We start from the raw sequence: 25,988 nt of genomic DNA on the forward strand, positions 1-25,988 counted from the left end.
ATCTCCTAGGCTGCTGATTTGACCAGCGAGGTCAGCTCGCCGGCCTGCAACTGACTCAGACGGACCGCGGGGGCATCGAGCTGCTGAGCCAGCCGGGTGGCCAACCCCAGTCGCACGTAGGACGTCTCGCAGTCCACCACCACGGCGGCGACACCCTCGGCCACCAGTAACCGGGCAGCCGTCTCGGTGCGGCCCAGCGGATCGGCACCGCCGGTGGCCCGCCCGTCGGTGAGCACGACCACCAGCGGGCGCCGGGACCGGTCCCGCGCCTTCTCCCGCAACACGACGTCGCGTGCGGCCAGCAGACCCTGCGCCAACGGGGTTTTGCCCCCGGTGTCGAAGCGCGCCAGTCGTCGTCCGGCGATGTATACCGAGGAGGTCGGGGGCAGCAGCACCTGCGCCCGGTCCTGACGGAAGGTCACCACCGCAACCTTGTCGCGACGCTGGTAAGCGTCCCGCAGCAGCGACAGCGTGGCACCGCTGACCGCCGACATCCGGTCCCTCGCGGCCATCGACCCGGAGGCGTCGACCACGAAGATCACCAAGTTGGCCTCCCGGCCTTCACGCACCGCGCGCCGGACATCCTCGGGCCCGATGCGCGGCCGGCCGGCCCGGCGCTGATTGCCCGCGGCCGCCAGCACCGAGGCGAAGATATGCACCCCGTGACCGTCGCCCGGTACGTCGGTGGCCGCCACGGTGGCGCCGGTGCGGTTGCGCGCCCGCGAACGGCGGCCCGGGGCGCCCTCACCGACACCCGGGACGAGCAGCGCCTTGGTCCGGAAGGTCGCCGCGGGCGGCGCGCTGGGACGGCTCGCACCGTTGCCCGAATTCCTCTGCGGCGCAGGACTCTGGGCGCCATCGGACGCCTCGGCGCCCTCGGATGCTTCGGCCCCACCGCCGCCCGGCGGGTCGGGATCCGGTTCCTGCTCCGATTGATCGGCCGCGGCCAACGCCTCGTCGAGGCGATCCTGATCCAGTCCCGGATCGTCGAACGGGTCACGGCGGCGGCGGTGCGGCAGCGCCAGTTCCGCGGCGATCCGGATGTCTTCTTCGGCCACGGTCGTACTACCACGCCAGGCCGCGTGTGCCACCGCCGTGCGGGCCAGCACCAGATCCGCGCGCATCCCGTCCACGTCGAAGGCCGCGCACAGGGCGGCGATCCGCCGTAACTCGTTGTCCGGCAACACGACATCGACCAGCGCGGCCCGGGCGGTGGTGATCCGGGCCGCCAGTGCGGCGTCCTCGTCGGCGTAGCGGTCGGCGAACCCCCGCGGGTCGGCCTCATAGGCCAGCCGCTGCCGGATCACCTCGACGCGCACATCGACATCACGCGAGGCTGCCACATCGACGGTGAGCCCGAACCGGTCCAGCAGCTGCGGGCGCAGCTCCCCCTCCTCGGGATTCATGGTGCCCACCAAGACGAACCGGGCGTCATGGCTGTGCGAGATACCGTCCCGCTCGATGTGCACGCGGCCCATCGCGGCGGCGTCCAGCAGCACGTCGACCAGGTGGTCGTGCAGCAGGTTGACCTCGTCGACGTAGAGCACCCCGCCGTGGGCCCGGGCCAGCAGACCCGGTTGGAAGGCCTGCTCGCCGTCGCGCAGCACCCGTTGCAGATCCAGCGATCCGACCACCCGGTCCTCGGTGGCACCGATCGGCAGCTCCACCAACCGCGCCTCGTCGTCGACCTGGGACAGCACGGTCGCCAGGCCGCGTACCGCGGTCGATTTGGCGGTGCCCTTCTCGCCGCGGATCAGCACCCCACCGATATCGGGGCGCACCGCGCACAAGATGAGCGCAAGACGGAGCCGGTCGTGGCCCACCAGCGCGCTGAACGGGTAGTTCGCCATCGTAGAGCTCACTGTCGAGGTCACTATTGCTGTCCCGCTCCCAAGCCCGGCCGGATCATCGGCACGTGGGGAATGCCGTCCTCCAGGAATTCGTCACCGTCGCGGACGAAACCGTGCGCGCTGTACATCTCCTGCAGGTAGGTCTGCGCGTCGATCCGGCACGGATAGTCGCCGACCTCCGCGATGGCGGCCTGCATCAGCCGGGCGGTGTGCCCGTTCCCGCGTTCGGTGCGTTTGGTGCACACCCGCCCGATTCGGAACACCTTCTCCCCGCGGGGGTGCTCCTCCATCAACCGCAACGTCGAAATCACCTGTCCGTCAGGGCTTTCCAGCCAGAAGTGCCGGGTCTCGGCGAGCAGATCACGGCCGTCGAGCTCCGGGTAGGGGCAGGCCTGCTCGACCACGAACACCTCGACGCGCAGCTTGAGCAGCTCATAGAGGGTGGCGGCGTCGAGATCCTGCGCCCAGCTCCGGCGCAGCGCGACCGTCATCGGCGCACCGTCGTCACACGGCTGCCGGCGTGTCGAGCTGCAGCACCTTGGTGCCCCAATCCCATACCTCGCGGTACAGGCCGGGTTCGCCGGACAGCTTGGTACCCAGCGACGGCACCATCTCCTTGAGTTTGGGCTGCCAGGACGGGTACCGGTCCCCGAAGCAGCGCTCCATCACCTCCAGCATGGCGGGCACCGCGGTCGACGCTCCGGGCGAGGCCCCGAGCAGACCGGCGATGGAGCCGTCGGCCGCCGAGAGCACGGTGGTGCCGAACTCCAGCACGCCACCGGCACCCTGGCGCCTGATCACCTGCACACGCTGGCCCGCGATATCGAGTTCCCAGTCGGAATCGCGTGCGCTGGGCGCGAATTCGCGCAGTGTCTCGACCCGGTCGGCCTCGCTCAAGAGCAGCTGGCCGATCAGGTACTTGAGCAGACTCGTCTCGGTCAAGCCGACACCGAGCATCGAGGTCATGTTGTTCGGTTTGACCGACAGCGGCAGATCGGTGACCTTGCCCTGCTTGAGGAACTTCGGCGACCAACCCGCGAACGGACCGAACAACAGGTAGGACCGCCCGTTGATCACCCGGGTGTCCAGGTGCGGCACCGACATGGGCGGTGCGCCGAGCGGGGGCGCGCCGTACACCTTGGCCTGGTGCGCCGCCGCGAGCTCGGGATTGTCGGTGCGCAGCCACTGGCCGCCGACGGGGAACCCGCCGAACCCCTTGGCCTCCGGGATACCGGCCTTCTGTAGCAGGGGCAGCGCACCGCCACCGGCGCCGACGAAGACGAACTTGGCGTTGATCTTGTACTTCTCGCGGGTACGCCGGTTGACGTAGCTGATGGTCCAGGTGCCGTCGGACTCCTTGCGCAGGTTGCGCACCTGGTGGCCGAACAGCGTCGTCATGCCCTGGGCGGCGCCGTACCCGATGAGCTGGCGCGAGAGCGAACCGAAATCGACGTCGGTGCCGGACTGGGTCCAGTTCAGCGCGACCGGTTCGGAGAAGTCCCGCTTGGCCGCCATCAACGGCAACCGGCGGGCGAACTCGTCGGCGTCGTCGATGAACTCCATGGAGGCGAACAGCGGGTTGCCGACCAGGGCCTCGCGGCGGGCCTTGAGGTAGGCGACGTTGGCCGCGCCGTGCACGAAGCTGACATGCGGGATCGGGTTGAGGAAGTTGCGCACGTCGGGCAGCACACCGTTCTCCACGGCGTAGGCCCAGAACTGGCGGGAGACCTGGAACTGCTCGTTGACGGTGACGGCCTTGGTGATGTCGATGGTGCCGTCGGCCTTCTGCGGCGTGTAGTTCAGCTCGCAGAGCGCCGAGTGCCCGGTGCCGGCGTTGTTCCACGGGTCGCTGCTCTCGGCAGCGGCGCCGTCGAGGCGTTCGATCAGCGTGATCGACCAACTGGGCTCGACCAGTCGCAGCAGCGCGCCGAGGGTGGCGCTCATGATTCCCGCACCGACGAGCACGACGTCGGTCTTGGCTACCTTGGGGTCAGACACCGTTGGCTGGTCCTTCGTGTCGCATGGCCCGCCGCAGGTGGTACGCGACGGTTCTTCTGGTTCTCAGGTTATCGCGACGGGTCCACCGGGTAACGGGCCGTGCCGGGTGCTTTCGGTCACCTGTGCGGATAGGCGTGCGGATAGGGTGAAGCCGTGACGGCATCGCAGGGCCATTCGCATGCGCAATGGAAGCCCGACGTCCTGCCCGGCTACCGGGCGCTCACCCTGGCGCTGGGAGCCGACCCGGATGGCGAGGGCGACCTGGTGGCCACCCTGGTGCACCGGGAGCGGGACAACCCGCGCGCCCGGGCCGTGCTGGTGGTGCACGGGTTCACCGACTACTTCTTCCACACCGAGCTCGCCGACCGCTTCGCCGCCCGCGGATTCGACGTCTACGCCCTGGACCTGCCCAAGTGCGGCCGGTCCCGGCTGGAAGGGCAGACCCCGCACTTCACCACCGACCTGGCCCGCTACGACACCGCGCTGCAGGCCGCGCTGGCGCATATCGACGCCGCCGAGGTGCTGGTGTACGGCCATTCGGCCGGCGGGCTCATCGTGACGCTGTGGCTGGACCGGCTGCGCCGCCGCGGCGCCGACGGGCGCATCACGGGTCTGGTGCTCAACAGCCCGTGGTTCGATCTGCACGGACCGGCGATCCTGCGCAGCGCGCCGACCTCGGCGGCACTGATCGCCCTGGCCCGGCTGCGCAAGATGCAGGTCATCCGCAGGCCCGTCGCCGAGGGCGGCTACGGCAGCACCCTGCACCGCGACCACGCGGGGGAATTCGACTACGACCTGGAATGGAAACCGCTGGGCGGGTTCCCGGTGACGTTCGGCTGGATCAACGCCATCCGGCGTGCGCAGGCGCGCTTGCACCGCGGCCTGGATGTCGGGGTGCCCTCGCTGATCCTGCGGTCGGGGCACAGCGTCGCGGAGTCCTCCGACCCGGACCTCATCCAGCGCGGGGACGCGGTACTCGATGTCGCCCAGATCGCGCGGTGGGCCGGGTGTGTCGGCAACCGCGTCACCGTGGTGCCGATCACCGACGCCAAGCACGATGTGTTCCTGTCCCTGGCCGGGCCGCGGGCCGCCGCCTACCGGGAGCTCGACGCCTGGTTGGATTGGTACTTGAGTAACCAGAATCGTTCATTCACAACACAATCCGGATAGGGCGCAACCGCGTGCAGCATTACGACCTGACCATCATCGGTACCGGCTCGGGCAACAGCATCCCCGACCCCGGGTATGACGCCCGCTACGGCGATATGCGCATCGCCCTCTGCGAGCAGGGCACCTTCGGTGGCACCTGCCTCAATGTCGGCTGCATTCCGACGAAGATGTTCGTCTACGCGGCCGAGGTCGCCCACACGGTGCGGACGTCGGCCCGGTACGGCATCGATGCGCATATCGACGGGGTCCGCTGGCCCGATATCGTCGACCGGGTCTTCGGCCGTATCGACCCGATCGCGGCCGGTGGCGAGGCCTACAAACGCGGGCTGTCCAATATCGACGTGTACTCCCACCACACCCGGTTCACCGGCGTGCGGGACGGCCGCTACCTGTTGCGTACCGAGGCCGGTGACGAGTTCAGCTCGGATCAGGTGGTCATCGCGGCGGGTTCGCGCGCCACGGTGCCGCCGGCGATCCACGACTGCGGCGTGGCGTACCACACCAGCGACACCATCATGCGGATCGAGGAACTGCCCGAGCATCTGGTGATCGTGGGCGGTGGTTTCGTGGCCGCGGAGTTCGCGCACGTGTTCTCCGCGCTCGGGGTACGGGTGACCGTCGTGGTGCGCGGGCCGGGGATGCTCACCCACTGCGATGAGACGATCTGCCATCGCTTCACCGACCTGGCGAAGCAGAAGTGGGATCTGCGCACCCACGTCAACGTGACCGGCGCGCGGACCGAGGCGGGACGCACGGTGCTCGAACTCGACGACGGGTCCGAGATCGACACCGATGTGCTGCTGGTCGCCACCGGCCGGATCCCGAACGGGGACCTGCTGGACGCGCAGACGGCCGGGGTGGCCGTCGAGGACGGCAGCGTGGTGGTCGACGAGTACCAGCGGACCACGGCGCGCGGCGTTTTCGCGCTCGGCGATGTGTCCTCGGCGTTTCAGCTCAAACATGTGGCCAATCACGAAATGCGCGTGACCCGGCACAACCTGCTCCAAGACTGGGATGACACCGCCTCGATGGTGGCCAGCGATCACCGGTTCGTGCCCTCGGCGGTGTTCACCGAGCCGCAGATGGCGATGGTCGGCCTCACCGAATCCGAGGCGCGAGACGCCGGCCTGGACATCGTGGTCAAGGTGCAGAACTACGGGGACACCGCGTACGGCTGGGCAATGGAGGACACCGTCGGTGTCGCCAAACTGATCGGCGAGCGTGGCACCGGCCGAATCCTGGGTGCGCACATCCTGGGGTACCAGGCCTCCTCGATCATCCAGCCCTTGATCCAGGCGATGAGCCTGGGCCAGACCGCCGAAGAGGTTGCCACCAAGCAGTATTGGATCCATCCGGCCCTGCCGGAGGTGATCGAGAACGCGCTGCTGGGCCTGCTCTGACCCGGACCGGAGTGGTCAGGCTCCCGGCACGGCCTCCCAGCGTTCCTCGATCCGGCCGAAACGCCAGATCCCCAGGGAGACCAGCCAGGTCACCACGAACAACCCGACGATGACGAAGCCGACGAATTCCAGGTCGGCCGAACCGACGACGGCCAGCGGGCCCGACGTGATGCCCAGCCGGTCGACGAGCAGACCGGTCAGCACGATCACGCCGATGACCAGGGCGACGAAGACCGAGAGCACCGTGACGGTGAGGTTGTAGTACACCTTGCGGATCGGCTTGAGCAGCGCCCAGCCGTAGGCGCGGGCCATGAAGATCCCGTCCAGGCTGTCGAACAGACTCATCCCCGCAGCGAACAGCACCGGCAGCACCAGGACGGCGTACCAGGGCAGGGTGAACGCTGCCGCCCCGGCCGCCAGCACCAGCAGCGCCACCTGGGTGGCCGTGTCGAATCCCAGACCCATCAACAGGCCGACCGGGTACAGGTGCCACGGCTTGCTGACCCGGTCCATCACCCTGCCGAGCAACCGCGCCAGGAAGCCGCGGCGGTGCAACTGCCGCTCGAGTTCGGTCTCGTCCAGCTCACCGCTGCGCATGGCCCGGAACACCTTGGTGATACCGACCACCGCCGCCAGGTTGGTCAGGCCGATCAGGATGAGGAAGGTGCCCGCGACCACCGAGCCGATCAGGCCCAAGGTCTGCAGCATCGCCGAACCCTCGTCCTGTACCGGGCCGATGACGGCGCGCACGCCGAGCGCCAGCAGAAACGCCAGGCCGAACACCACGCTGGAATGCCCGAGCGAGAACCAGAACCCGGATGACAAGGTCCGGGTTCCCTCACCCACCAGCTTGCGCGTGGTGTTGTCGATCACCGCGATGTGGTCGGCGTCGAAGGCGTGCCGAACGCCGAGCAGGTACGCCGTCAGTCCGAGCCCGACCCCGAACACACCGGCCGAGCCCAAGGTGATGTGTTGGGGCGCCACCCCGAAAATGAGCACGCCCCAGCCGAATACGTGGAGCGCGAGGACCACACCGCCGATGGTGGCAATCGAGATCACGTCGGAGCGATCGAAGCGCGAGGCCATCAACGGAGCGTAGGACGCCCGGTGACATCTGTCTAGATGAACAGATGATCAGGAGTGCCGGGCGCCGATCCAGTGCAGCAAGTCGTGCACCACCTCGTCGTCGAGCCGGTAGGTCACCATCCGGCCGACCCGGGTGCTGGTGACCCAGCCCTGATCGCGCAACACCCGAAGCGCTTGTGACACCGCATTCTCCGAACGCCCCAGCGCGGCGGCGAGATCGCTGACGCAGATGCCGGGAGCCCGGTGCAGCGACAGCAGGATCTCGAGCCGATGCTGATCGGAGAGCAGATCGAAGCGCCGAGCCCAGCCACCGGTGTCGACATCGGACAGCGCGGCGGATGCGCGCTGCACGACGGCGGGGTCCCCGGTATCGGTCACCCGATGAATCGTAGTGAACGTCAGTCCAGGAAACCGTGCAGCAGCGCGGTCGAGCCGGCGATATGGGCCGCCATCGCGGCCGCGGCACCCTCGGCGTCCCCGGCCAGGATCGCCATCACGATGGACTCGTGTTGTTCGTCGGAGTGCGCGATATTGCGCGACAACAGTGGGATCTGGTCCAGCAGGGCATTGATCCGCATCCGGTTCTGGGCCACCAGCGGTACCAGCGACGGTGATCCCGCGGCCTCGGCGATGGCCAGGTGCAGTCGGGAGTCCAGCCTGCGGTAGTCGTCGGGGTCGGCGCCGCGCACGTCGCGCAGCCGCGACCAGAGTCCCTCCCTGTCGACGGCGGTCAGGCTGCGCCCCGCCGCCATCCGCGCCGCGCCGACCTCCAGGATCTCCCGCAGCCGCACCGCGTCGTCGATCTCCTCCCGGGTGATCCCCCGCCGCTCGGCGCCGGTGGGCAGGACGGGCATTTCGGTGGCCAGGAAGGTGCCGCCGTAGCGCCCGCGCTTGGAGACCAGATAGCCGGCGTCGGCCAGGGATTTGATGGCCTCGCGGACGGTGTCCCTGCTGACGCCGAGCCGCGCTGCCAGTTCCCGTTCCGGCGGCAGGGATTCCCCCGGCGCCAGCACACCGAGCCGGATGGTCTCCAGCAGCCGCCCGACGGTGTCCTCGAAGGCGTTGCCCAGCCGGACCGGGCGCAGCAGTGACGATGCCGCCGCCTCCGCGGCGGGGCGCTCACTTGCGGGCAGTGGATCCGGCATCGGATCGGACACGGACATCTGTCGGAACTTACTGTGCCGGCTCAGAGCGGAGTCACGTAGTGGCCACTGATGCCACCGTCGACCAGGAAGGTCGATCCGGTGATGAACGATGCGTCATCGCTGGCGAGGAACGCGACCGCGGCCGCCAGCTCCTCGGGCTCGGCGAACCTGCCCACCGGCACGTGCACCAGCCGGCGCGCGGCGCGCTCGGGATCCTTGGCGAACAGCTCCTGCAGCAGCGGCGTGTTCACCGGTCCCGGGCACAGGGCGTTGACCCGGATGCCCTGGCGGGCGAACTGCACCCCGAGCTCGCGTGACATGGCCAGCACCCCGCCCTTGGACGCGGTGTAGGAGATCTGCGAAGTGGCCGAACCCATCACCGCGACGAACGACGCGGTGTTGATGATCGAGCCCTTCTGGGCGGGCACCATATGGCGCAGGGCCGCCCGGCAGCACAGGTACACGCTCTTGAGGTTGATGTCCTGCACCCGCTGCCAGGCCGGCAGCTCGGTGTTCTCGATCAGGTCATCGTCGGGCGGGCTGATCCCGGCGTTGTTGAAGGCGATGTCGACTCCCCCGTGCACCTCGAAGGCGGTGTCGAAGAGCCGATCCACCGCGGCTTCGTCCGAGACGTCGACCTGCACGAACGTGACGTTCAGCTCATCGGCGACGGCCTGCCCGGTGACCGGGTCGATATCGCCGATCACGACGACGGCACCTTCGGCCTGCATCCGCTTGGCCGTCGCCAATCCGATACCGCTCGCACCCCCGGTGATGACGGCGACCTTGTCCTTCAGTCGCTGGGTCAGATCCATCTGGCACTCCTCTGCTGGCTCAACTGTCCGCTTCGCTCACGGCGAAGAAGACATTCTTGGTTTCGGTGAAGGACAGCGGCGCGTCGGGGCCCAGCTCGCGGCCCAGGCCGGACTGTTTGAAGCCGCCGAACGGGGTGGTGTAGCGCACCGACGAGTGCGAGTTGACGCTGAGGTTGCCCGCCTCCACCGCCCGCGACACCCGCAGGGCCCGTGACACGTTATCGGTCCAGATCGACCCGGACAGCCCGTAGGAGGTGGCGTTGGCGAGAGCGATCGCATCGGCCTCGTCCTCGAACGGCAGCACCGTCACCACCGGCCCGAAGATCTCCTCGGTCACCGTGCGGTGGGTGCGGTCCGGGGTGAGCACCGTGGGCGCGAACCAGTACCCGGCACCCGCCGGGGCCGATCCGCGGAAGGCCACCGGCGCGTCGTCGGGAACATAGGCGCACACCGACTCCCAGTGCGGTTTGGACACCAACGGTCCCATCTCGGTGGCGCGGACGGTCGGGTCACCGACCACCACGCCCTTGACGGCCGGTTCGAGGAGTTCCATGAACCGGTCGTAGACGTTGCGCTGCACCAGGATCCGGCTGCGGGCGCAGCAGTCCTGACCGGCGTTGTCGAACACCCCGTAGGGTGCCGTGGCGGCGGCGCGCTCCAGATCACAGTCGTCGAAGATGATGTTGGCGCTCTTGCCGCCCAGCTCCAGCGTGACGCGTTTGACCTGTGCGGCCGCCCCCGCCATCACTCGGGTACCGACCCGGGTGGAACCGGTGAACACCACCTTGCGCACCTCGGGGTGGGTGACGAACCGCTCCCCCACCACCATGCCCGCCCCGGGCAGCACCTGGAACAGGTCGGGGTCCAACCCTGACTCAACGGCCAGCTGACCGAGCCGGATCGAGGTGAGCGGCGTCCATTCGGCCGGTTTGAGCACGACCGCGTTCCCGGCGGCCAGCGCCGGGGCGAACCCCCAGGCCGCGATGGTCATCGGGAAGTTCCACGGGGTGATCACCCCGACCACACCGAGGGGCTCGTGGAAGGTCACGTCCAGGCCACCGGCGACCGGAATCTGCTTGCCGGACAAGCGTTCCGGACTGGCCGCGTAGTAGGTCAGCACATCGCGCACATGGCCGGCCTCCCACTCGGCCTGGCCGATCGGATGCCCGGAGTTGGCGACCTCCAGCGCCGCGAGTTCGTCGATATGGGCGTCCACGGTCGCGGCGAAGGCGCGCAGTCCCGCGGCCCGTTCCGCGGGCGCCAGCCGGGCCCAGCGACGCTGGGCCGACACCGCGCGCGCCACCGCGTCATCGACCGCGGCGACGTCGAGCAGATCGACGGTGCGCAGCACCTCCTCGGTGGCCGGATTGACGATCTCGGTGACGCTCATGAAACCCTTTCCGACGCATAGCTGGTGGCGGCCTGCACCAGGCCGGCGAACAGGCGCAGGTCATCGAGCCGTTCCTCGGGATGCCACTGCACCGCGAGGACGAACTGCTCGCCCGGCAGCTCGACCGCTTCGATCACCCCGTCGGCGGTCTCCTGGGCGCTGATGATCAACCCGTCACCGAGCCGGTCGATGGCCTGGTGGTGATAGCACTGGGCGTGCGAGGACTCGCCGATGAGGGCGGCCAGCCGGGTTCCGGGAACGGTGTGCACGGCCGAGGTGGAGAACACCGCGTTGCCCTGCTGGTGGCGGCTGTGGCCGAGCACATCGGGCAGGTGCTGGTGCAGGGTGCCACCGAGGGCCACATTGAGCACCTGGGCGCCGCGGCAGATGCCGAGCACCGGCATACCGCGGCGCAGGGCCACCGCCAGCAGCGCGAACTCCCAGTCGTCGCGCGGGCCGGCCGGCTCGTCGGTGGCCGGATGCCGTTGCTGGCCATAGCTTTGCGGGTCGACGTCGCGGCCGCCGGTGATGATCAGTCCGTCGACACCGTCGAGCACCCGCTCGGCCACTGCGGTGCCGGCCGGCTGCGGCGGCAGCAGCATCGCCGTCCCGCCGCCGAGGTTGACACCCTCGATGTAGATGGCCGGCAGGAAACTGGCCTGCACATCCCACACCCCCGTCTGCGCCTGCTGCAGATAGGTGGTCAACCCGATGACGGGTCTCGTTCCGGCGTCAGAGCCGCTCAAAGCCGCGTCTCCTTTCCCAATCCGTGACGGCACCGTTGAAGGCCGTCAGTTCGACACGCGCATTGTTGAGGTAGTGGTCGACGACGTCGTCGCCCAAGGCGGACCGGGCCACCGCCGATCCCGCGAACAGATCGGCCGCCTCGGCCAAGGTGGTGGGCAGGCGTGCGGCCCCACCGCTGTAGGCATTACCGGTACATGCCGGCTCCAGTTCCAGACCCTGTTCGATACCGTGCAGACCGCCCGCGATGAGGGCGGCGACGGCCAGATATTGATTCACGTCGCCGCCGGGCGCGCGGCATTCCATCCGCATGCCGTGGCCGTGCCCGACCACCCGCAGCGCGCAGGTGCGATTGTCCATACCCCAGGCCACCGCGGTGGGCGCGAAGCTGCCGTCGACGAAACGCTTGTAGGAGTTGATGTTCGGCGCGTAGAACAACGTCAGCTCACGCAGGGTCGCCAGCTGGCCGGCCACGAAGCTGCGGAACATCGCCGACATGCCGTCACCGTCGGCGTCATCGGCGAATACCGCGGTGCCGTCGGCACCCCGGAACGACAGGTGGATGTGGCAGCTGTTGCCTTCGCGCTCATCGTATTTCGCCATGAACGTCAGCGACTTGCCGTGTTGGTCGGCGATCTCCTTGGCACCGTTCTTGTAGATCGTGTGGTTGTCGCAGGTGACCATTGCGTCGGCGTAGCGGAACGCGATCTCCTGCTGGCCGAGATTGCATTCCCCCTTCACCCCCTCGCAGTACATTCCGGCGCCTTCCATACCGCGCCGGATATCGCGCAGCAGCGGCTCCATCCGGGTCGAGGCCAGCATCGCGTAGTCGACGTTGTAGTCGGTCGCCGGCGTCAGCCCGCGGTAGTCGGCCGCCCAGGCGGCCCGGTAGCTGTCGTCGAACACCATGAATTCCAGTTCGGTGCCGACGAAAGCGACCAGCCCCCGGTCGGCGAGTCGGTCGAGCTGGCGACGCAGGATGCTGCGCGGCGCCTGGACCACGGGGCGCCCGTCTGTCCAGGACAGATCGGCCATCACCAGGGCGGTCCCGGGCAGCCAGGGCAGCAGTCGCAGGGTGCTGAAATCGGCCGTCATGACCATATCGCCGTAGCCGGTTTCCCAGCTGGAGATGGCGTACCCGTCGACGGTGTTCATGTCCACGTCGACGGCAAGCAGGTAGTTGCAGCATTCGGCGCCGTGGGCGGCGACGTCCTCGACGAACAACCGGGCCGACACCCGTTTGCCGGTGAGACGGCCCTGCATGTCGGTGAACGCGACGATGACGGTGTCGATCTCACCGTCGGCGACGAGATGTTCGAGTTCGATCTGCGTCAGCATGACGTCCTCTCTACGACGAGAAGTCAACCATTACCGCCATGTGAGTAGCGCAGGGCAGCATCATTCACCTACAGATTTACACATCTGTCACGCCAAAGGTAGGACAGCAGACCAATAGCGGCCTATTCTCCCCCTAGATCCGGGGGCTGCGATAAAGGAGAACACCGTGCCAGAAGGCCACGAACTGCTCGATGAGGACGAGAGGCATCTCGCCAGCCTGGGTTACGCCCAGGAACTGCACCGGTCTTGGTCGGGGTTCTCCAACTTCGCCATCTCGTTCTCGATCATCTCCATCCTGGCCGGCTGCTTCACCTCGTTCGGGCTCGGCTGGAACAACGGCGGTCCGGCCGCCATCGCCTGGGGCTGGCCGATCATCTCGGTCTTCATCCTGATGATCGGGCTGTGCATGTCCGAGTTGGTCTCGGCATTCCCGACCTCCGGTGGAATCTATTGGTGGGCAGCCAAACTCGGTGGCCCCAAGGCCGGTTACTACACCGGATGGCTCAATCTCGTCGGCCTGATCGCCATCCTGGCGTCGGTGGCGTACGGCAGCGCCACCTTCCTCGACCTGACCTTGAGCACCTTCAGCGAGACATGGGCCTCCGGATACAGCCTGACCAGGGTCTTCGTCATGTTCCTGGTGATCCTGGCGATCGTCGCGACCATCAACATCTTCTCCTCGCACCTGCTGGCCGTGATCAACAACATCTCGGTGTGGTGGCATGTCGCGGGCGCGGTGATCGTCATCGCGATCCTGTGGCTGATCCCCACCCGACACGCCGGCCTCTCCACCGTGTTCGCCACCACGGTCAACAACACCGGCTTCTTCGGCGGGTCGACCTCGGGGCTGGGGTTCCTGTTCTTCGTGCTGCCGATGTCGGCGATCCTCACGCAGTACACGATCACCGGATACGACGCGTCGGCCCACCTGTCCGAGGAGACCAAGAGCGCGGCCGACGGTGCCGCCAAAGGCATCTGGCGCTCGATCTTCTACTCCGCCATCGGCGGCTGGATCCTGCTGCTCAGCTTCCTGTTCGCCGTCCAGGATGTCGACGGGGTGACGGCGGGCGGCGGCGCGGTCGCCACCATCTTCACCCAGGCGATGGACTCCAAGTGGGTCGGCATCGTCCTGCTGATCTCGACGGCGGGCCAGTTGTTCTGCACCACCGCCTGCCAGACCAGCGCGTCCCGGATGTTGTTCGCCTTCAGCCGTGACCGTGCCGTCCCGGGTCACCAGCTGTGGTCCAAGCTGAGCGCCAAGCGGGTGCCCGCCAACGCCGTGATCGTGACCGCCGTGATCGCGGCCATCATCACGCTGCCGGCCCTGGTCGAGGTCGACATCAACGGCGCACCGGTCCCGGTCGCGTTCTTCGCCGTCGTCTCGATCGGTGTCGTGGGCCTGTATCTGTGCTTCGCGGTGCCGATCTACTACCGATGGAAGGCCGGCGATTCATTCCCGATCGGCAAGTGGAATCTGCGCGGCCACCACAAGTGGATGGCTCCGCTGGCACTGATCGAGATCGTCGTGACCTCGATCATCGCGATGTTCCCGACCTCGATCGGCGGCGCACCCTGGGATCCCAGTTTCGAGTTGAAGTTCGTCAACTACACCCCGATTCTGGTGGGCGTCGTCCTGCTGCTGCTGGCGATCTATTGGCAACTGTCGGTGCGGCATTGGTTCACCGGACCGGTCAAGCAGGTCGACCTCAGCGGGGACGCGCTGATCGATGACGGCGTCTGACCGGCCCGCTCACCGGATCATTCCCCCTACCACGTGCTGGTGCGCATCACGATCTCCGCGGCCACCTGGGCGGTGGACTCGCCCGCGTTGCGCCGGCTGACCAGTTCGACCTGCCGGTACTCGCCGTAGACGTACCGCTGGCTGGCCTGTGCCACCGCACGCGCGGCCGGATTGCTCACCAGCACAGTGGTGTTCAGTTCCACCGGCGGACAGTGTTCGTCACGGACGACGCCGGACTGGTCGGCGACCCGTGGATGTCCCCGGTCGATCACCACCAGCCCGATGAACCGATCCAGCCGCGTCGCCGCCAGCTCCCAGGCCAGTTCGCCGCCGAACCGGTCGCCCACCAGCAGACCCCAGCGCACCCCGAGGGCATCGAGCACCCCCACCACCGCTTTGGCCGTCAACTGGGGGTCGGGGTAGATGACGATCGTCCGGAGCGAGGCGGTGTGCAGGCGCTGGCACACGGCGTCGTAGGCGCGGGCACCGGGCGCGGCGGCGCCGAGCAGCACCACCACCCCGCCCTTGTCGGGGCCTGCCACCTCGACAGCGACAGGCACCCCATCGACGGTCACCATGGTCGAGGGCATTGCGTCACGCTAGGACATGTCCCGGTCCGGCGCGGCCGTTTTGGCCGGTCTGGCACCGGCTGTCAGCGTTGCCCGATGCGGGCGGCCTGTTTGCCGGTCACCTGCAGGAAGGTCTGCGGCAAGGTGCCCTTGGCCGTGATGCCGGGGTCGGGCGTCGGAAAGCCGACCGCGAAAACCGCCATCCCGTCCACGTTTTCGAACGAGGAGTACACGCTGGTGCGCTCGCTGCCGAGCTGCATGGTCTGCTCGAAGACGAGCGCGCCCGGCCGCTCGGTGGGCAGACCGGTGGTGGTCATCGGTATTCCCGGCGACGACCGGTCGAAGAAGGTTTCGTAGTGCGCGCATCGCTGCGCCGTCGCCGCGATCGCGTCCAGATCCAGTTGCCGGCTCAGCACGGTGACGAGCATGCGGACACCGTCGTAGCTGACGGTGTACTTGGCCGCGCTACCCGGGCCGCGTTCGGCCGTCGCGGCGATCACCCGGGTGAAACCGTCACTGCACCCTTGCGGGGTGGACAGCATCGCCGGCGGTCCGCCAGTGCCGTCAGGTTCCCCGGGTCGTTCGACGATCCGGTCATAGCGCACACCGGGTGCGAAGTCCGCCGACGTGAGCAGTACCGACTCCAGCCGTGCGCCCGGCCAGGTGGCGCTCCCCGCCACGACGTGGGCGCATCCACTCTGCATGAGCGCGATCAGCATCGCCGGGACCAGCAGGCGTGCGATCATCGGCCCAGATTAACCACTGGTGAGCGCGCTGGCGATGACCGCACGCCGCGGTGGCCCGCCGAGCAGCCCCAGAACGGCCTGCAGGTCGAGATGCGCGGCCAGCGCATCTGCCATCACGTCCAGCTGGGCGTCGCGCCGGGCCCGCACGTCGGTGTCCGCGGCCACGACGAATCCGGTGCGGCCCGCCGCGGCGGCGGCTTCGGTGAGCCAGGCCCGGCGCTCATCGTCGTTGTCCAGCAGGCCATGCCAGTGGGTACCGAACACCGCGCCGCGGCGGATCCCCACCCCGAGCCAGTCCTGCTCACCGGACCGGCGCACCTGCCCGTGGTGAATCTCGTACCCGTGTAGCGGAGTCTCCCAGTGCCGCAACGTCTTCGCAGGGTCGAACACGATATCGGCGTCCAGCAGCCCGAGGCCTTCGACCGTCCCGGACCGCGACTCGACGGGGTCATCGATCCGGCGGCACAGCATCTGGAATCCGCCGCACACGCCCAGCACCGGCCGGCCGGCCGCGGCATGCGCCACCACCGCGGCCGCCAATCCACGCTCCCGCAGCCACGCCAGGTCCGAGACCGTGGCCTTGCTGCCCGGCAGGACCACCACGTCGGCGTCGCCGATATCGCCGGGGTCGGCGACCCAGCGCACCAGGACACCGGGTTCACAGGCCAGCGCTTCCACATCGGTGGAGTTGGAGATGCGCGGTAACCGGACCGCGGCCACCCGCAGCCATTCGGATCCGCGCGGTGCCACCGGCTCGCCGAGGGTCGCACCGGCGGTCACCGACAGCGAATCCTCGGTGTCCATCCAGAGCGAGTCGAGGTGCGGGATCACGCCGTAGGTGGGCCGTCCGGTCAGCGCCTCGAGCTGGTCCAGTCCGGGAGCCAGCAACGCGCGGTCGCCGCGGAACTTGTTGACCAGGAATCCGCTGATCAGCTTCTGGTCCTCGGGTTCGAGCACCGCCACCGTGCCGAACAGGTGCGCCAGCAGGCCCCCGCGATCGATATCGCCGACCAGCAGCACGGCCAGCCCGGCCGCGCGCGCCAGGCCCATATTCGCCAGATCACTGGCGCGCAGGTTGATCTCGGCGGGCGAACCCGCCCCCTCGCAGATCACCGCATCGAATTCGGCTCGCAGTGCGGCCAATTCGTCGGCGACCACACCGGCGAGCTCGCTGCGGCGGGTGAAGTAATCGCCGGCGGCCATGGTGCCGGCTACCTGGCCGCGCACCACCAGTTGCGAGGTCCGGTCACTGCCGGGCTTGAGCAGGATCGGGTTGAACCGGATGCTGGGCGCCAGGCCTGCGGCGCGGGCCTGCATCGCCTGAGCCCGGCCGATCTCACCGCCCTCGATCGTGACGGCGGAGTTGTTGCTCATGTTCTGCGCCTTGAACGGGGCCACCCGCATCCCGTGGCGGGTCAGCAGTCGGCACAGCCCGGCGACGACCATCGATTTACCGGCGTCGGAGGTGGTCCCGGCGACCAGCAGTGCACTCACACCAGGGTGAGAATGTCGGCGCCGTCCGCGGTGACCACCAGGGTGTGCTCGAACTGCGCGGTCCACTTGCGGTCCCGGGTGGCCACCGTCCAGCCGTCATCCCAGATCTCGTAGTCCAGCGCACCGAGGTTGATCATCGGCTCGATGGTGAACGTCATGCCCGGTTCGATCACCGTCTCGACGGCGGGCTGGTCATAGTGCAGCACCACCAGACCGTTGTGGAACGTGGTGCCGATCCCGTGCCCGGTGAAATCGCGAACGACGTTGTAGCCGAAGCGGTTCGCGTAGGCCTCGATGACGCGGCCGACCACCGAGAGCTGGCGGCCGGGTTTGACCGCCTTGATGGCCCGCATGGTCGCCTCGTGCGTGCGCTCCACCAGCAGCCGGTGTTCCTCGGACACGTCACCCGCCAGGAAGGTGGCGTTGGTGTCCCCGTGCACCCCGTCGATATAGGCGGTGACGTCGATATTGACGATGTCACCGTCCTCGATGACGGTGGAATCCGGGATGCCATGGCAGATCACCTCGTTCAGGGAGGTGCAGCAGGACTTCGGGAATCCCTTGTAGCCCAGCGTCGACGGATAGGCGCCGTGGTCGATCATGTACTCGTGGGCCACCCGGTCCAGGTGATCGGTGGTGACGCCGGGGGCGACCGCCTTCCCGGCCTCGGCGAGTGCGCCCGCGGCGATCCGGCCGGCCACCCGCATCTTCTCGATCACCTCGGGCGTCTGCACCCAGGGTTCGTGGCCCTCGACGGCGGTCGGCTTCCACGCGTACTCCGGGCGCGGGATCGACTTGGGCACCGGAAGGGTCGGGGACAACTCGCCGGACCGAAGGGGCGCGCGAACAGGCATGGCGGTCAGCCTACCGAGATCGTGACCGGCATCGGGGTCAGGCCGGACACCCAGGGTAGAACCTGACTCTCCATCCGCGGTAATGGTGTTACCGTACGGCGGTGAACGACGAGCACATCCTGCACCGGCTCGACTATGTCGAGGTCGAGTCGACCGGGGACCGGCTCGTGATGGAGATGGACAACCGTCCCGATCTGGCGAATGTGCGCGGCGCGCTGCAGGGCGGCCTGGTGGCCACCCTCATCGACATCGCCGCAGGCATCCTCGCCGGGCGGCACACCGGCGTCGGTCACGACGTCACCACCGCCGACCTGAACATCCACTTCCTGGCGCCGGTCATGGGCCGGGCGCGTGCGGAGGCGACGATCGTGCGAGCGGGCCGACGGCTCATCGTCACCGCCGTGGATGTCACCGATCTCGACCGGAACCGGCTGGCAGCCAGGGCCACCCTGACATTCGCGGTGCTCGAGCCGCGCTAGGTGCGGCGCCGCAATCGCGGCGGCGACCACGAGCGCCGCGGTCCCCGGATATCCACCGAACCGCAGACCACCTTGCCGGTGAAGACGATGTGCGGCGTGCCTTCGGCCGGCGCGTCCCGGCGGTGGTCGTTGGCGCTGCCCACCACCACCTCCACATCGTCGATCGAGGCGCTGGCGCCGTCGGGTAGCCGGATGTCGAGTCCGCCGAACTTGAGGTCGAGCTCGACCACGATCATCGGACCGGCGAAGCGCGCCCGGGTGAGGTCCAGGTCCACCGAACCCATCCGCCGGTGCAGGGCCAGCCGGGTGGGCACCACCCATTCCCCCTGCCGCTTCAGCGAGCCCATCACACCGCGCAGTTCCACCCGGTCGGCGGCCGAGGTGACGATGGCGCCGGGCCCGGGCAGGTCACCGACCAGGGCGTCCAGATCCGTGTGCAGGCGGGCCTGGGAGACCAGCGCCGAGCGCTCCTCGAATTCGCCGATGTCGATCAGCCCGAGCGCCACCGCATTGTGCAGCCGCCGCAGCGTGCCGTTGCGGTCCGCATCGGACACCCGCATGGTCGCGTAATCGTCAATACCTGTCATCGCCCCTGCATCCTCCAGCAGTCAGGCTACTGCGCGGGCGGCGCGAGATCAGGCCAGGTAGTCCGGCGGCAGACCGTTGAGCATGTCCCGGCACATCCGGACCGCGTATTCCGAGCTGCCACCACCGACGATCAGCGCGGCGAAGGCCATATCCCCGCGATAGCCGGCGAACCAGGCATGCGACCCGCCGTTGAACTCGGCCTCACCGGTCTTGCCGCGGACATCGCCCAGCCCGTTGAGTTCCTTGGCGGTGCCGTTGGTCACCACCAGCCGCATCATCGGCCGCAGCGCGTCGAGCATCTTCGGCGAGATCGCCGCCGCCGTCCCGTTGACCTGCGTCGGGCGCCCCAGGATCAGTTGTGGCACAGGTGTTTTCCCGGCCGCGACGGTAGCCGCGACCAAGGCCATCCCGAACGGGCTGGCCAGCACCTTGCCCTGGCCGAAGCCGTCCTCGGTGCGCTCGGTCAGATCCACCGTCGGGGGCACCGAACCGGTCACCGTGGGGATGCCGTCCACCACATAGTCCGAACCGAGGCCGTACTGGGCGGCGGCCTGGTTCAGGCCACGCGGGGGCAGGGTACTGGCCAGCTCGGCGAACGTGGTGTTGCACGAGTTGGCGAACGCCCGCGACATGGGCACCGTGCCCAGGTCGAAGGTGTTGTAGTTGTTGATGGTCCGGTGACCGATATCCAGTGACCCCGGGCAGCCCAGCAAGGTGTTCGGCGTGGCCATATCCCGGTCGACGACGGCGCCGGCGGTGATGATCTTGAAGGTCGATCCCGGCGGGTACAGGCCCATGGTGGCGGTCGGCCCGTCGGCGTCGGCGGCGGCGTTCTGGGCGACGGCCAGGATCTCGCCCGTCGACGGCTTGATCGCCACGATCATCGCCTTCTTGCCCACCATGTTGACCGCGTCCTGCGCCGAGTTCTGCACCGCGCGGTCCAGGCTGATCGTCACCGAGGGCGCCGGAGTGCCCGGCACTTCGTTGAGGACGTCGACATCGACGCCGTTCTGGTTGACGCTGACCACCCGCCACCCGGCCTGGCCCACCAGATCGGTGGACACCGCCTTCTTGACCTCGGAGACGATGGCCGGTGCGAACTTCGCGTCCGTGGGCATCATCTCGGGCTGCGGGGTGATGACCACCCCTGGGCGCCGGGCGATCGCCGCCGATACCCGGTCGTTGTCATCGGTACGCAGCGTGATGAGGTCCAGCGGGGTGGTCGACGAGCTGGCCTCTTCGGCCAGCCGCTGCGGGTCCAAGGTGTTGTCGAACGGTCGCAGCGCATCGACCACGGCGCGGGCCGTGGGCATCAGAGCGGCACCGGCCACCCGGGCATCGAGCGCGTAGTGGTACAGGTAGCCGGGAACCAGGACGTCGGTGCCCCCGCGCTCGTTGACCGAGGCCCGCCGGGGCGGGTCGGCCCGCAGCGCCAGGGTCTGATTCTCGCCCAGTTGGGGATGCAGCCCGGTGGCGCTCCAGCGCACCTGCCAGTGCCCCTCTTCGCGGATCATGTTCAGTTCGCCGTCGTAGGTCCACACCCGGTCCTTGGGCAGGTGCCAGCTGTAGCGATATTTGATGGTGCCGGTGTCCTCGGCGTATTTGGAGCCCAGGATCTGGGTGTCCAGCCGGGTGGCCTGCAGCCCCGACCACGCCTCGTTCAGCGCGGCCTGGGCTTGCGCCGGGTGATCGGCCAGATCTGCCGCGGCGGTGGTGTTCCCGGTGGCCAGTGCGGCGAAGAACGCTTCGGCGGTGGGCTCGGGACCGTTCGGCTTGGGGGTGCAGGCACTCAGCGTCGTCGCCGTCGCGACGACGGCCATGACGGCCGCCGCAATTCGCGAGACCGGTGTGGTGATAGTTGCCATTGAGGCAAATGTTAAAACTGTGGCGACCGCCGCAGGCGGAGGCGCACCGAGACCGGACCGTGATGGGTTCGAGATGGAGGCGCGAGCTGCGGTTCTGTCAGTCCAGGAGCACGGTCGCGAAGGTGCCCACCTGGGTGAAGCCGATCTTGGCGTACGCGCCGCGGGCGACGTGGTTGTAACCGTTGACGTAGAGGCTGGCGATGCGCCCGCTGCGCAACACCGCATCGGCCAGGGTGGCGGTGCCCGCGGCGCCCAGTCCCCGCCCCCGCCACTGCGGATGCACCCAGACACCCTGGATCTGGCCCACCGTCGGCGACTGCGAACCGATCTCGGCCTTGAAGACCACCTGACCGTCCTCGAAGCGGGCCCACGCCCGGCCCGCCGCGATCAGACCGGCCACTCGACGCCGGTAGCCGCGTCCGCCGTCGCCCATCCGCGGGTCGATCCCCACTTCGCCGATGAACATCTCGATGGCGGCCACCAGATAGGCGTCGAGCTCCTCCATCCGGACGGGCCGCACCGCGGTGTCGACGGCGCACAGCGGCGCAGCCGACAACGCCATCAGCGGTTGCTCGTCACGCACATCGCGGGCCGCTCCCCAGCCCGCTTCGAGCCGCCGCCACAGCGGCAACACCATCTCGGCCCGTCCCACGAGTGACGAACATCGCCGCGGCGCGCTGAGCGCTTTGTCGGCGAACGCGGCGATATCGTCCGGGCCGCCGCGCAGCGGAATGAGATTGGCTCCCGCGTAACACAGTGATTCGGTGACGCGGCGACGCGTCCACAACTCTCCACCGATGGCGTTCGGGTCGACACCGTAGTCGAGGACCCGGCACGCGACCATACAGGCGCCGACCGGGTCGTCGTCCAGAACCACACGTACCGAATCCAGGTCACGCACCACCGAGACACGGCGCTCATCGGTGAGGCGGTAGAGGGGCGGAGCCGACATGAAGGTTCTTTCTGAGCTACCGGAGCCGGAGGGTGACCCCGCTCACAGGGGCCTGTTTCAGCTTACGGTGACAACGGGCGAACCGCTGGCACTTGCCCCCGGGTCCAATTCGGCCGCGATGCGCATGGCCTCTTCGATCAGGGTCTCCACGATCATCGCCTCGGGCACCGTCTTGACCACTTCACCCTTGACGAAGATCTGACCCTTACCGTTGCCCGACGCGACACCGAGGTCCGCTTCGCGGGCTTCGCCCGGGCCGTTCACCACACAACCCATCACCGCCACGCGCAACGGCACATCGAGCCCGTCCAGTCCCGCCGACACCGCATTGGCCAACGTGTACACGTCGACCTGGGCGCGCCCGCAGGACGGACAGGACACGATCTCCAGGCCGCGCGGACGCAGGTTCAGCGATTCCAGGATCTGGTTGCCGACCTTGATCTCCTCGGCCGGCGGCGCCGACAGCGACACCCGGATGGTGTCGCCGATACCGCGCGACAGCAGCGCACCGAAGGCGACGGCGGACTTGATGGTGCCCTGGAAGGCGGGGCCGGCTTCGGTGACACCCAGGTGCAGCGGATAGTCGCACCGGGCGGCCAACTGTTCGTAGGCGGCCACCATGATCACCGGGTCGTTGTGCTTGACGCTGATCTTGATATCGCCGAAGCCGTGCTCCTCGAACAGCGAGGCCTCCCACAGCGCGGATTCGACGAGCGCCTCCGGGGTGGCCTTCCCGTACTTCTCCAGCATCCGCTTGTCCAACGACCCGGCATTGACCCCGATCCGGATCGGGATGCCCGCCGCGCCCGCGGCCTTGGCCACCTCTTTGACCCGGCCGTCGAATTCTTTGATGTTGCCGGGGTTCACCCGCACCGCCGCGCAGCCCGCGTCGATGGCGGCGAAGATGTACTTCGGCTGGAAATGGATATCGGCGATGACGGGGATGTTCGCCTTCTTCGCGATGATCGGCAGCGCGTCGGCATCCTCCTGCCGGGGGCAGGCGACCCGGACGATATCGCAGCCCGACGCGGTCAGCTCGGCGATCTGCTGCAGCGTCGCGTTGATGTCATGGGTCTTGGTGGTGCACATCGACTGCACCGAGATCGGCGAGTCGCTACCCACCCCCACATCGCCCACCTTGAGCTGGCGGGTCTTGCGACGCGGCGCCAGAACGGGCGGCGGCGGGGCTGGGATACCCAGGCCGATGGAAGTCACTTCATCTCCAAACTTCAGGGTCCGACTACTGGAACAGTCTGATGGGATTGACCAGGTCGGCAGTGACGGTCAACAACATGTATCCGACAACGAACACCAGCACCACATAGGTGGCGGGCATGAGTTTGAGGTAGTTGACCGGCGCGGCAGCCACCTTGCCGCGCGCCGTGCGGATCATGTTGCGGACCTTCTCGAACACCGCGATCGCGATATGACCGCCGTCGAAGGGCAGCAGCGGGATCAGGTTCACCGCGCCGAGCACGAAGTTCATCTGGGCCAGGAAGAACCAGAACGCCACCCACAGGCCGTGGTCGACGGTGTCGCCGCCGATGATGCTGGCGCCCACCACGCTGATCGGGGTCTCGGGGTCGCGCTCGCCGCCACCGATGGCGTGCACCAGCGCGCCGACCTTGGTGGGGATCTTGGCCAGCGACTTGCCGAGTTCGACGGCGAGGTCACCGGTGAAGGAGAAGGTGGCCGGGACGGCGGTCAGCGGGTTGTACCGGGTGGGGCCCGGCGGCTGCGCCGCACTCACCCCGATGGCGCCGACGGCGATCGTCTTGTCGGCATCCTTGTCGGCGAAGCGCTGGGTCTGGGTGACGTCGACGACGGTGGCGATCCGCTCACCGTCGCGTTCGTAGACGATCGGCACCGGGCCGGAGAGCTTACGGATGGCGGCGGCCATATCCGCGAAGGTCGCCACATCGGTGCCGTTGACCTTGACGATGGTGTCGCCGGCCTTGATGCCGGCAAGCGCGGCCGGGCCGGGGCCCGGTTCCGGGCACGGCCCGAACGGGTTGTCCCCGCCCTTGCTGATCTGCGGTGCCACACAGGCGGTTTGACCGACGATCGCGGTGGTCGGCGGGTGCAGGTTGGGCAGGCCCCAGATGACGGCGATGGCGTAGATGAGCGCCAGGCCGATGGCGAAGTTCATCCCCGGGCCCGCGAACAGCACGGCGACGCGCTTCCACACCTTCTGCTTGTACATCGCGTGGCGCTGCTCGTCGGGGGCGAGCTCTTCGACCGAGGTCATGCCGGCGATATCGCAGAAGCCGCCCAGCGGGACGGCCTTGACGCCGTACTCGGTGTAGCCGAGCTTGTTCGGCCGCATGGTCGACCACAGGGTGGGACCGAAGCCGACGAAGTAGCGGCGCACCTTCATGCCGGTGGCGCGGGCCACCCACATGTGCCCGCATTCATGCAGGGCCACCGAGACCAGGATGGCCAGCGCGAACAGCGCGATGCCGATAGCGAACATCATCGGGCTGCGGTGACCTCCTGCGTCGATTCGGTGCGGATCAGGCGCCTGGCCTCGGCCTTGGCCCAGTCCTGTGCGTCGAGTACTTCTTCCACGGTAGCGGGTGCGGCGGCCCACTGGTCTGCGGCGTGCAGCACGTCGGCAACAGTTCGCACAATCGAGGGGAACGCGATACGCCCCGCGAGGAAGGCCTCGGCGGCCTCCTCGTTGGCCGCGTTGTAGACCGCGGTGAGGCAGCCGCCCCGCCGACCGGCTTCCCTGGCCAGCTCCACCGCGGGGAACACCTGCGCGTCCAGCGGTTCGAACGTCCACGTCGACGCGGTGCTCCAGTCGCAGGCCTGCGCGGCCCCGGCCACCCGGTCCGGCCAGCCCAGGGCCAGCGCGATGGGCAGTTTCATATCGGGCGGGCTGGCCTGCGCCAGCGTCGAGCCGTCGGTGAACGTCACCATCGAGTGCACGATCGACTGGGGATGCACCACGACCTCGATGCGGTCGTAATCGATGCCGAACAGCAGATGCGTCTCGATCAGCTCCAGGCCCTTGTTGACCAGTGACGCCGAGTTCAGGGTGTTCATCGGTCCCATCGACCAGGTCGGGTGCGCACCGGCCTGTTCGGGGGTGACGCTGGTCAGCGCCTCCGCCGACCAGCCGCGGAACGGCCCGCCCGAAGCGGTCAGCACCAGGGCGGCGACCTCGTCGGCGCTACCGCCGCGCAGGCACTGCGCCAGCGCCGAATGTTCGGAGTCCACCGGCACGATCTGTCCGGGCGCGGCGGCCGCCAGCACCAGGGGGCCACCGGCTACCAGTGACTCCTTGTTCGCCAGTGCCAGCCGGGCCCCACTGTGCAGGGCGGCCAGGGTCGGCTTCAGTCCGAGCGCACCGACCAGGGCGTTGAGCACCACGTCGGCCTCGGTGTCCTCGACGATGCGGGTGGCCGCGTCGGGCCCGCGGTAGGCGGCCTCGATGGTGGCGTCGGGGTCGGCGACGGCCACATTGCGCACCCCCGTCTCGGCGGCCTGCCGGGCCAGCAGCTCGGCGTTGCCGCCGCCGGCGGCCAGACCCACGACCTCGAAGCGATCCGGGTTGGCCGCGATGACCTCGAGCGCCTGGGTGCCGATGGAACCGGTGCTGCCCAGCAGCAGCACCCGCACGCGTTCCTGCCCTCCGACGTTCGTCACCGTCCCATTGTGCCGCGTGGGATCACCCTCGGCGGAATCGACGCCGGATGCGTCGTGTCACGCCGGCTCGACAGGTCACCCATCCGGTCCGCACATCGCACCGAATACATCGG

General features: G+C 68.5%; 24 protein-coding genes. 4 read left to right on the plus strand and 20 right to left on the minus strand.

Annotated features, from left to right (window positions below; translation table 11 throughout):
- Positions 1-5 precede the first annotated feature (5 nt).
- The 3 genes from H7J86_RS04210 to mqo are packed head-to-tail and all read right to left on the minus strand — an operon-like array spanning position 6 to position 3,794.
- On the minus strand, positions 6-1,850 hold the full coding sequence (locus H7J86_RS04210) for a magnesium chelatase subunit D family protein (protein ID WP_267289527.1): 1,845 nt from the start codon (positions 1,848-1,850) through the stop codon (positions 6-8).
- 23 nt (positions 1,851-1,873) lie between these two features.
- Positions 1,874-2,341: a GNAT family N-acetyltransferase gene (locus tag H7J86_RS04215; protein ID WP_090356696.1), complete on the minus strand. Its 468-nt coding sequence runs from the start codon at positions 2,339-2,341 to the stop codon at positions 1,874-1,876.
- A gap of 13 nt (positions 2,342-2,354) precedes the next feature.
- Complete coding sequence (mqo, locus tag H7J86_RS04220; protein ID WP_276065024.1) at positions 2,355-3,794, minus strand: malate dehydrogenase (quinone); 1,440 nt, start codon at positions 3,792-3,794, stop codon at positions 2,355-2,357.
- Between the two features lie 207 nt (positions 3,795-4,001).
- Between mqo and H7J86_RS04225 the strand changes: the two genes are divergently transcribed.
- Together H7J86_RS04225 and mtr are read left to right on the plus strand one after the other, a co-directional pair.
- Positions 4,002-5,018, plus strand: coding sequence for an alpha/beta hydrolase (locus H7J86_RS04225; RefSeq protein ID WP_267289531.1), 1,017 nt, complete (start codon positions 4,002-4,004; stop codon positions 5,016-5,018).
- A gap of 11 nt (positions 5,019-5,029) precedes the next feature.
- Positions 5,030-6,418, plus strand: coding sequence for a mycothione reductase (gene mtr / locus H7J86_RS04230; protein WP_090356701.1), 1,389 nt, complete (start codon positions 5,030-5,032; stop codon positions 6,416-6,418).
- Positions 6,419-6,433: 15 nt separating this feature from the next.
- Here mtr and nicT read toward each other — a convergent pair whose 3' ends face one another.
- Genes nicT through H7J86_RS04265 form a run of 7 tightly spaced genes read right to left on the minus strand, consistent with a single transcriptional unit; the run spans position 6,434 to position 12,936 of the window.
- Positions 6,434-7,504, minus strand: coding sequence for a Nickel transporter NicT (nicT, locus tag H7J86_RS04235; protein WP_187099010.1), 1,071 nt, complete (start codon positions 7,502-7,504; stop codon positions 6,434-6,436).
- 48 nt (positions 7,505-7,552) lie between these two features.
- Positions 7,553-7,882: an ArsR/SmtB family transcription factor gene (locus tag H7J86_RS04240; protein ID WP_267289533.1), complete on the minus strand. Its 330-nt coding sequence runs from the start codon at positions 7,880-7,882 to the stop codon at positions 7,553-7,555.
- A gap of 20 nt (positions 7,883-7,902) precedes the next feature.
- Positions 7,903-8,649: a FadR/GntR family transcriptional regulator gene (locus tag H7J86_RS04245; RefSeq protein ID WP_090357262.1), complete on the minus strand. Its 747-nt coding sequence runs from the start codon at positions 8,647-8,649 to the stop codon at positions 7,903-7,905.
- 41 nt (positions 8,650-8,690) lie between these two features.
- Entirely contained in the window at positions 8,691-9,464 is a 774-nt protein-coding gene (locus H7J86_RS04250; protein WP_090356707.1) for a 3-oxoacyl-ACP reductase, read from the minus strand.
- 19 nt (positions 9,465-9,483) lie between these two features.
- A complete protein-coding gene (locus tag H7J86_RS04255) occupies positions 9,484-10,854 on the minus strand; it encodes an aldehyde dehydrogenase family protein (RefSeq protein ID WP_267289535.1) in 1,371 nt (456 codons plus the stop codon).
- Complete coding sequence (locus tag H7J86_RS04260; protein WP_187099007.1) at positions 10,851-11,600, minus strand: gamma-glutamyl-gamma-aminobutyrate hydrolase family protein; 750 nt, start codon at positions 11,598-11,600, stop codon at positions 10,851-10,853. The genes H7J86_RS04255 and H7J86_RS04260 overlap by 4 nt, the downstream gene beginning before the upstream one ends.
- Entirely contained in the window at positions 11,587-12,936 is a 1,350-nt protein-coding gene (locus tag H7J86_RS04265; RefSeq protein ID WP_267289537.1) for a glutamine synthetase family protein, read from the minus strand. Before H7J86_RS04265 ends, H7J86_RS04260 begins: the two co-directional genes overlap by 14 nt.
- A 166-nt stretch (positions 12,937-13,102) precedes the next feature.
- On the opposite strand from H7J86_RS04265, the gene H7J86_RS04270 reads away from it, so the two are divergent.
- Positions 13,103-14,677, plus strand: coding sequence for an amino acid permease (locus tag H7J86_RS04270; RefSeq protein ID WP_187099005.1), 1,575 nt, complete (start codon positions 13,103-13,105; stop codon positions 14,675-14,677).
- Positions 14,678-14,703: 26 nt separating this feature from the next.
- Here the strand turns inward: H7J86_RS04270 and H7J86_RS04275 are convergent, their stop codons facing one another.
- From H7J86_RS04275 to map, 4 genes are all read right to left on the minus strand, one after another.
- A complete protein-coding gene (locus H7J86_RS04275) occupies positions 14,704-15,267 on the minus strand; it encodes an alpha/beta fold hydrolase (protein WP_090356717.1) in 564 nt (187 codons plus the stop codon).
- A 62-nt stretch (positions 15,268-15,329) separates the two neighbouring features.
- Positions 15,330-15,992 carry a hypothetical protein gene (locus tag H7J86_RS04280; RefSeq protein WP_267289539.1) on the minus strand — a complete coding sequence of 221 codons (663 nt, stop codon included), beginning with the start codon at positions 15,990-15,992 and terminating at the stop codon, positions 15,330-15,332.
- A 9-nt stretch (positions 15,993-16,001) separates the two neighbouring features.
- Entirely contained in the window at positions 16,002-17,486 is a 1,485-nt protein-coding gene (locus H7J86_RS04285; RefSeq protein ID WP_267289541.1) for a cobyric acid synthase, read from the minus strand.
- Positions 17,483-18,340 carry a type I methionyl aminopeptidase gene (gene map, locus H7J86_RS04290; protein ID WP_090356723.1) on the minus strand — a complete coding sequence of 286 codons (858 nt, stop codon included), beginning with the start codon at positions 18,338-18,340 and terminating at the stop codon, positions 17,483-17,485. The genes H7J86_RS04285 and map overlap by 4 nt, the downstream gene beginning before the upstream one ends.
- 101 nt (positions 18,341-18,441) lie before the next feature.
- Here map and H7J86_RS04295 point away from each other — a divergent pair, with 101 nt between their 5' ends.
- Positions 18,442-18,819, plus strand: a complete 378-nt coding sequence (locus tag H7J86_RS04295) for a PaaI family thioesterase (protein ID WP_090356725.1) — start codon at positions 18,442-18,444, stop codon at positions 18,817-18,819.
- Here the strand turns inward: H7J86_RS04295 and H7J86_RS04300 are convergent.
- The 6 genes from H7J86_RS04300 to dxr all read right to left on the minus strand — a co-directional run bounded on the left by H7J86_RS04300 (position 18,816) and on the right by dxr (position 25,875).
- Positions 18,816-19,406, minus strand: a complete 591-nt coding sequence (locus tag H7J86_RS04300) for a DUF1707 SHOCT-like domain-containing protein (protein WP_090356727.1) — start codon at positions 19,404-19,406, stop codon at positions 18,816-18,818. The two genes, H7J86_RS04295 and H7J86_RS04300, sit on opposite strands and share 4 nt — an antisense overlap.
- A 48-nt stretch (positions 19,407-19,454) precedes the next feature.
- Positions 19,455-21,272, minus strand: coding sequence for a penicillin-binding transpeptidase domain-containing protein (locus H7J86_RS04305; RefSeq protein WP_187099003.1), 1,818 nt, complete (start codon positions 21,270-21,272; stop codon positions 19,455-19,457).
- Between the two features lie 97 nt (positions 21,273-21,369).
- Positions 21,370-22,224: a GNAT family N-acetyltransferase gene (locus H7J86_RS04310; RefSeq protein ID WP_187099002.1), complete on the minus strand. Its 855-nt coding sequence runs from the start codon at positions 22,222-22,224 to the stop codon at positions 21,370-21,372.
- A 57-nt stretch (positions 22,225-22,281) separates the two neighbouring features.
- The gene (ispG, locus tag H7J86_RS04315) at positions 22,282-23,439 is read right to left on the minus strand and encodes a flavodoxin-dependent (E)-4-hydroxy-3-methylbut-2-enyl-diphosphate synthase (protein ID WP_090356734.1); all 1,158 of its coding nucleotides are present in this window, start codon (positions 23,437-23,439) and stop codon (positions 22,282-22,284) included.
- A 25-nt stretch (positions 23,440-23,464) separates the two neighbouring features.
- Positions 23,465-24,700 (minus strand): M50 family metallopeptidase, encoded by a 1,236-nt coding sequence (locus H7J86_RS04320; protein WP_187099001.1) that lies wholly within the window; start codon positions 24,698-24,700, stop codon positions 23,465-23,467.
- The gene (gene dxr, locus H7J86_RS04325; RefSeq protein ID WP_090356737.1) at positions 24,697-25,875 is read right to left on the minus strand and encodes a 1-deoxy-D-xylulose-5-phosphate reductoisomerase; all 1,179 of its coding nucleotides are present in this window, start codon (positions 25,873-25,875) and stop codon (positions 24,697-24,699) included. Before dxr ends, H7J86_RS04320 begins: the two co-directional genes overlap by 4 nt.
- Positions 25,876-25,988 lie beyond the last annotated feature (113 nt).

Source organism: Mycobacterium hackensackense (genome assembly GCF_025822555.1).
GTDB lineage: Bacteria > Actinomycetota > Actinomycetes > Mycobacteriales > Mycobacteriaceae > Mycobacterium > Mycobacterium fluoranthenivorans.

Excerpts from the sequence above, each read along its gene's own strand:
- H7J86_RS04210 (WP_267289527.1), bottom strand. The coding sequence starts at position 1,850 with ATGGCGAACTACCCGTTCAGCGCGCTGGTGGGCCACGACCGGCTCCGT.
- H7J86_RS04215 (WP_090356696.1), bottom strand. The coding sequence starts at position 2,341 with ATGACGGTCGCGCTGCGCCGGAGCTGGGCGCAGGATCTCGACGCCGCC.
- mqo (WP_276065024.1), bottom strand. The coding sequence starts at position 3,794 with ATGAGCGCCACCCTCGGCGCGCTGCTGCGACTGGTCGAGCCCAGTTGG.
- nicT (WP_187099010.1), bottom strand. The coding sequence starts at position 7,504 with ATGGCCTCGCGCTTCGATCGCTCCGACGTGATCTCGATTGCCACCATC.
- H7J86_RS04245 (WP_090357262.1), bottom strand. The coding sequence starts at position 8,649 with ATGCCGGATCCACTGCCCGCAAGTGAGCGCCCCGCCGCGGAGGCGGCG.
- H7J86_RS04250 (WP_090356707.1), bottom strand. The coding sequence starts at position 9,464 with ATGGATCTGACCCAGCGACTGAAGGACAAGGTCGCCGTCATCACCGGG.
- H7J86_RS04255 (WP_267289535.1), bottom strand. The coding sequence starts at position 10,854 with ATGAGCGTCACCGAGATCGTCAATCCGGCCACCGAGGAGGTGCTGCGC.
- H7J86_RS04265 (WP_267289537.1), bottom strand. The coding sequence starts at position 12,936 with ATGCTGACGCAGATCGAACTCGAACATCTCGTCGCCGACGGTGAGATC.
- H7J86_RS04275 (WP_090356717.1), bottom strand. The coding sequence starts at position 15,267 with ATGCCCTCGACCATGGTGACCGTCGATGGGGTGCCTGTCGCTGTCGAG.
- H7J86_RS04280 (WP_267289539.1), bottom strand. The coding sequence starts at position 15,992 with ATGATCGCACGCCTGCTGGTCCCGGCGATGCTGATCGCGCTCATGCAG.
- map (WP_090356723.1), bottom strand. The coding sequence starts at position 18,340 with ATGCCTGTTCGCGCGCCCCTTCGGTCCGGCGAGTTGTCCCCGACCCTT.
- H7J86_RS04300 (WP_090356727.1), bottom strand. The coding sequence starts at position 19,406 with ATGACAGGTATTGACGATTACGCGACCATGCGGGTGTCCGATGCGGAC.
- H7J86_RS04305 (WP_187099003.1), bottom strand. The coding sequence starts at position 21,272 with ATGGCAACTATCACCACACCGGTCTCGCGAATTGCGGCGGCCGTCATG.
- H7J86_RS04310 (WP_187099002.1), bottom strand. The coding sequence starts at position 22,224 with ATGTCGGCTCCGCCCCTCTACCGCCTCACCGATGAGCGCCGTGTCTCG.
- H7J86_RS04320 (WP_187099001.1), bottom strand. The coding sequence starts at position 24,700 with ATGATGTTCGCTATCGGCATCGCGCTGTTCGCGCTGGCCATCCTGGTC.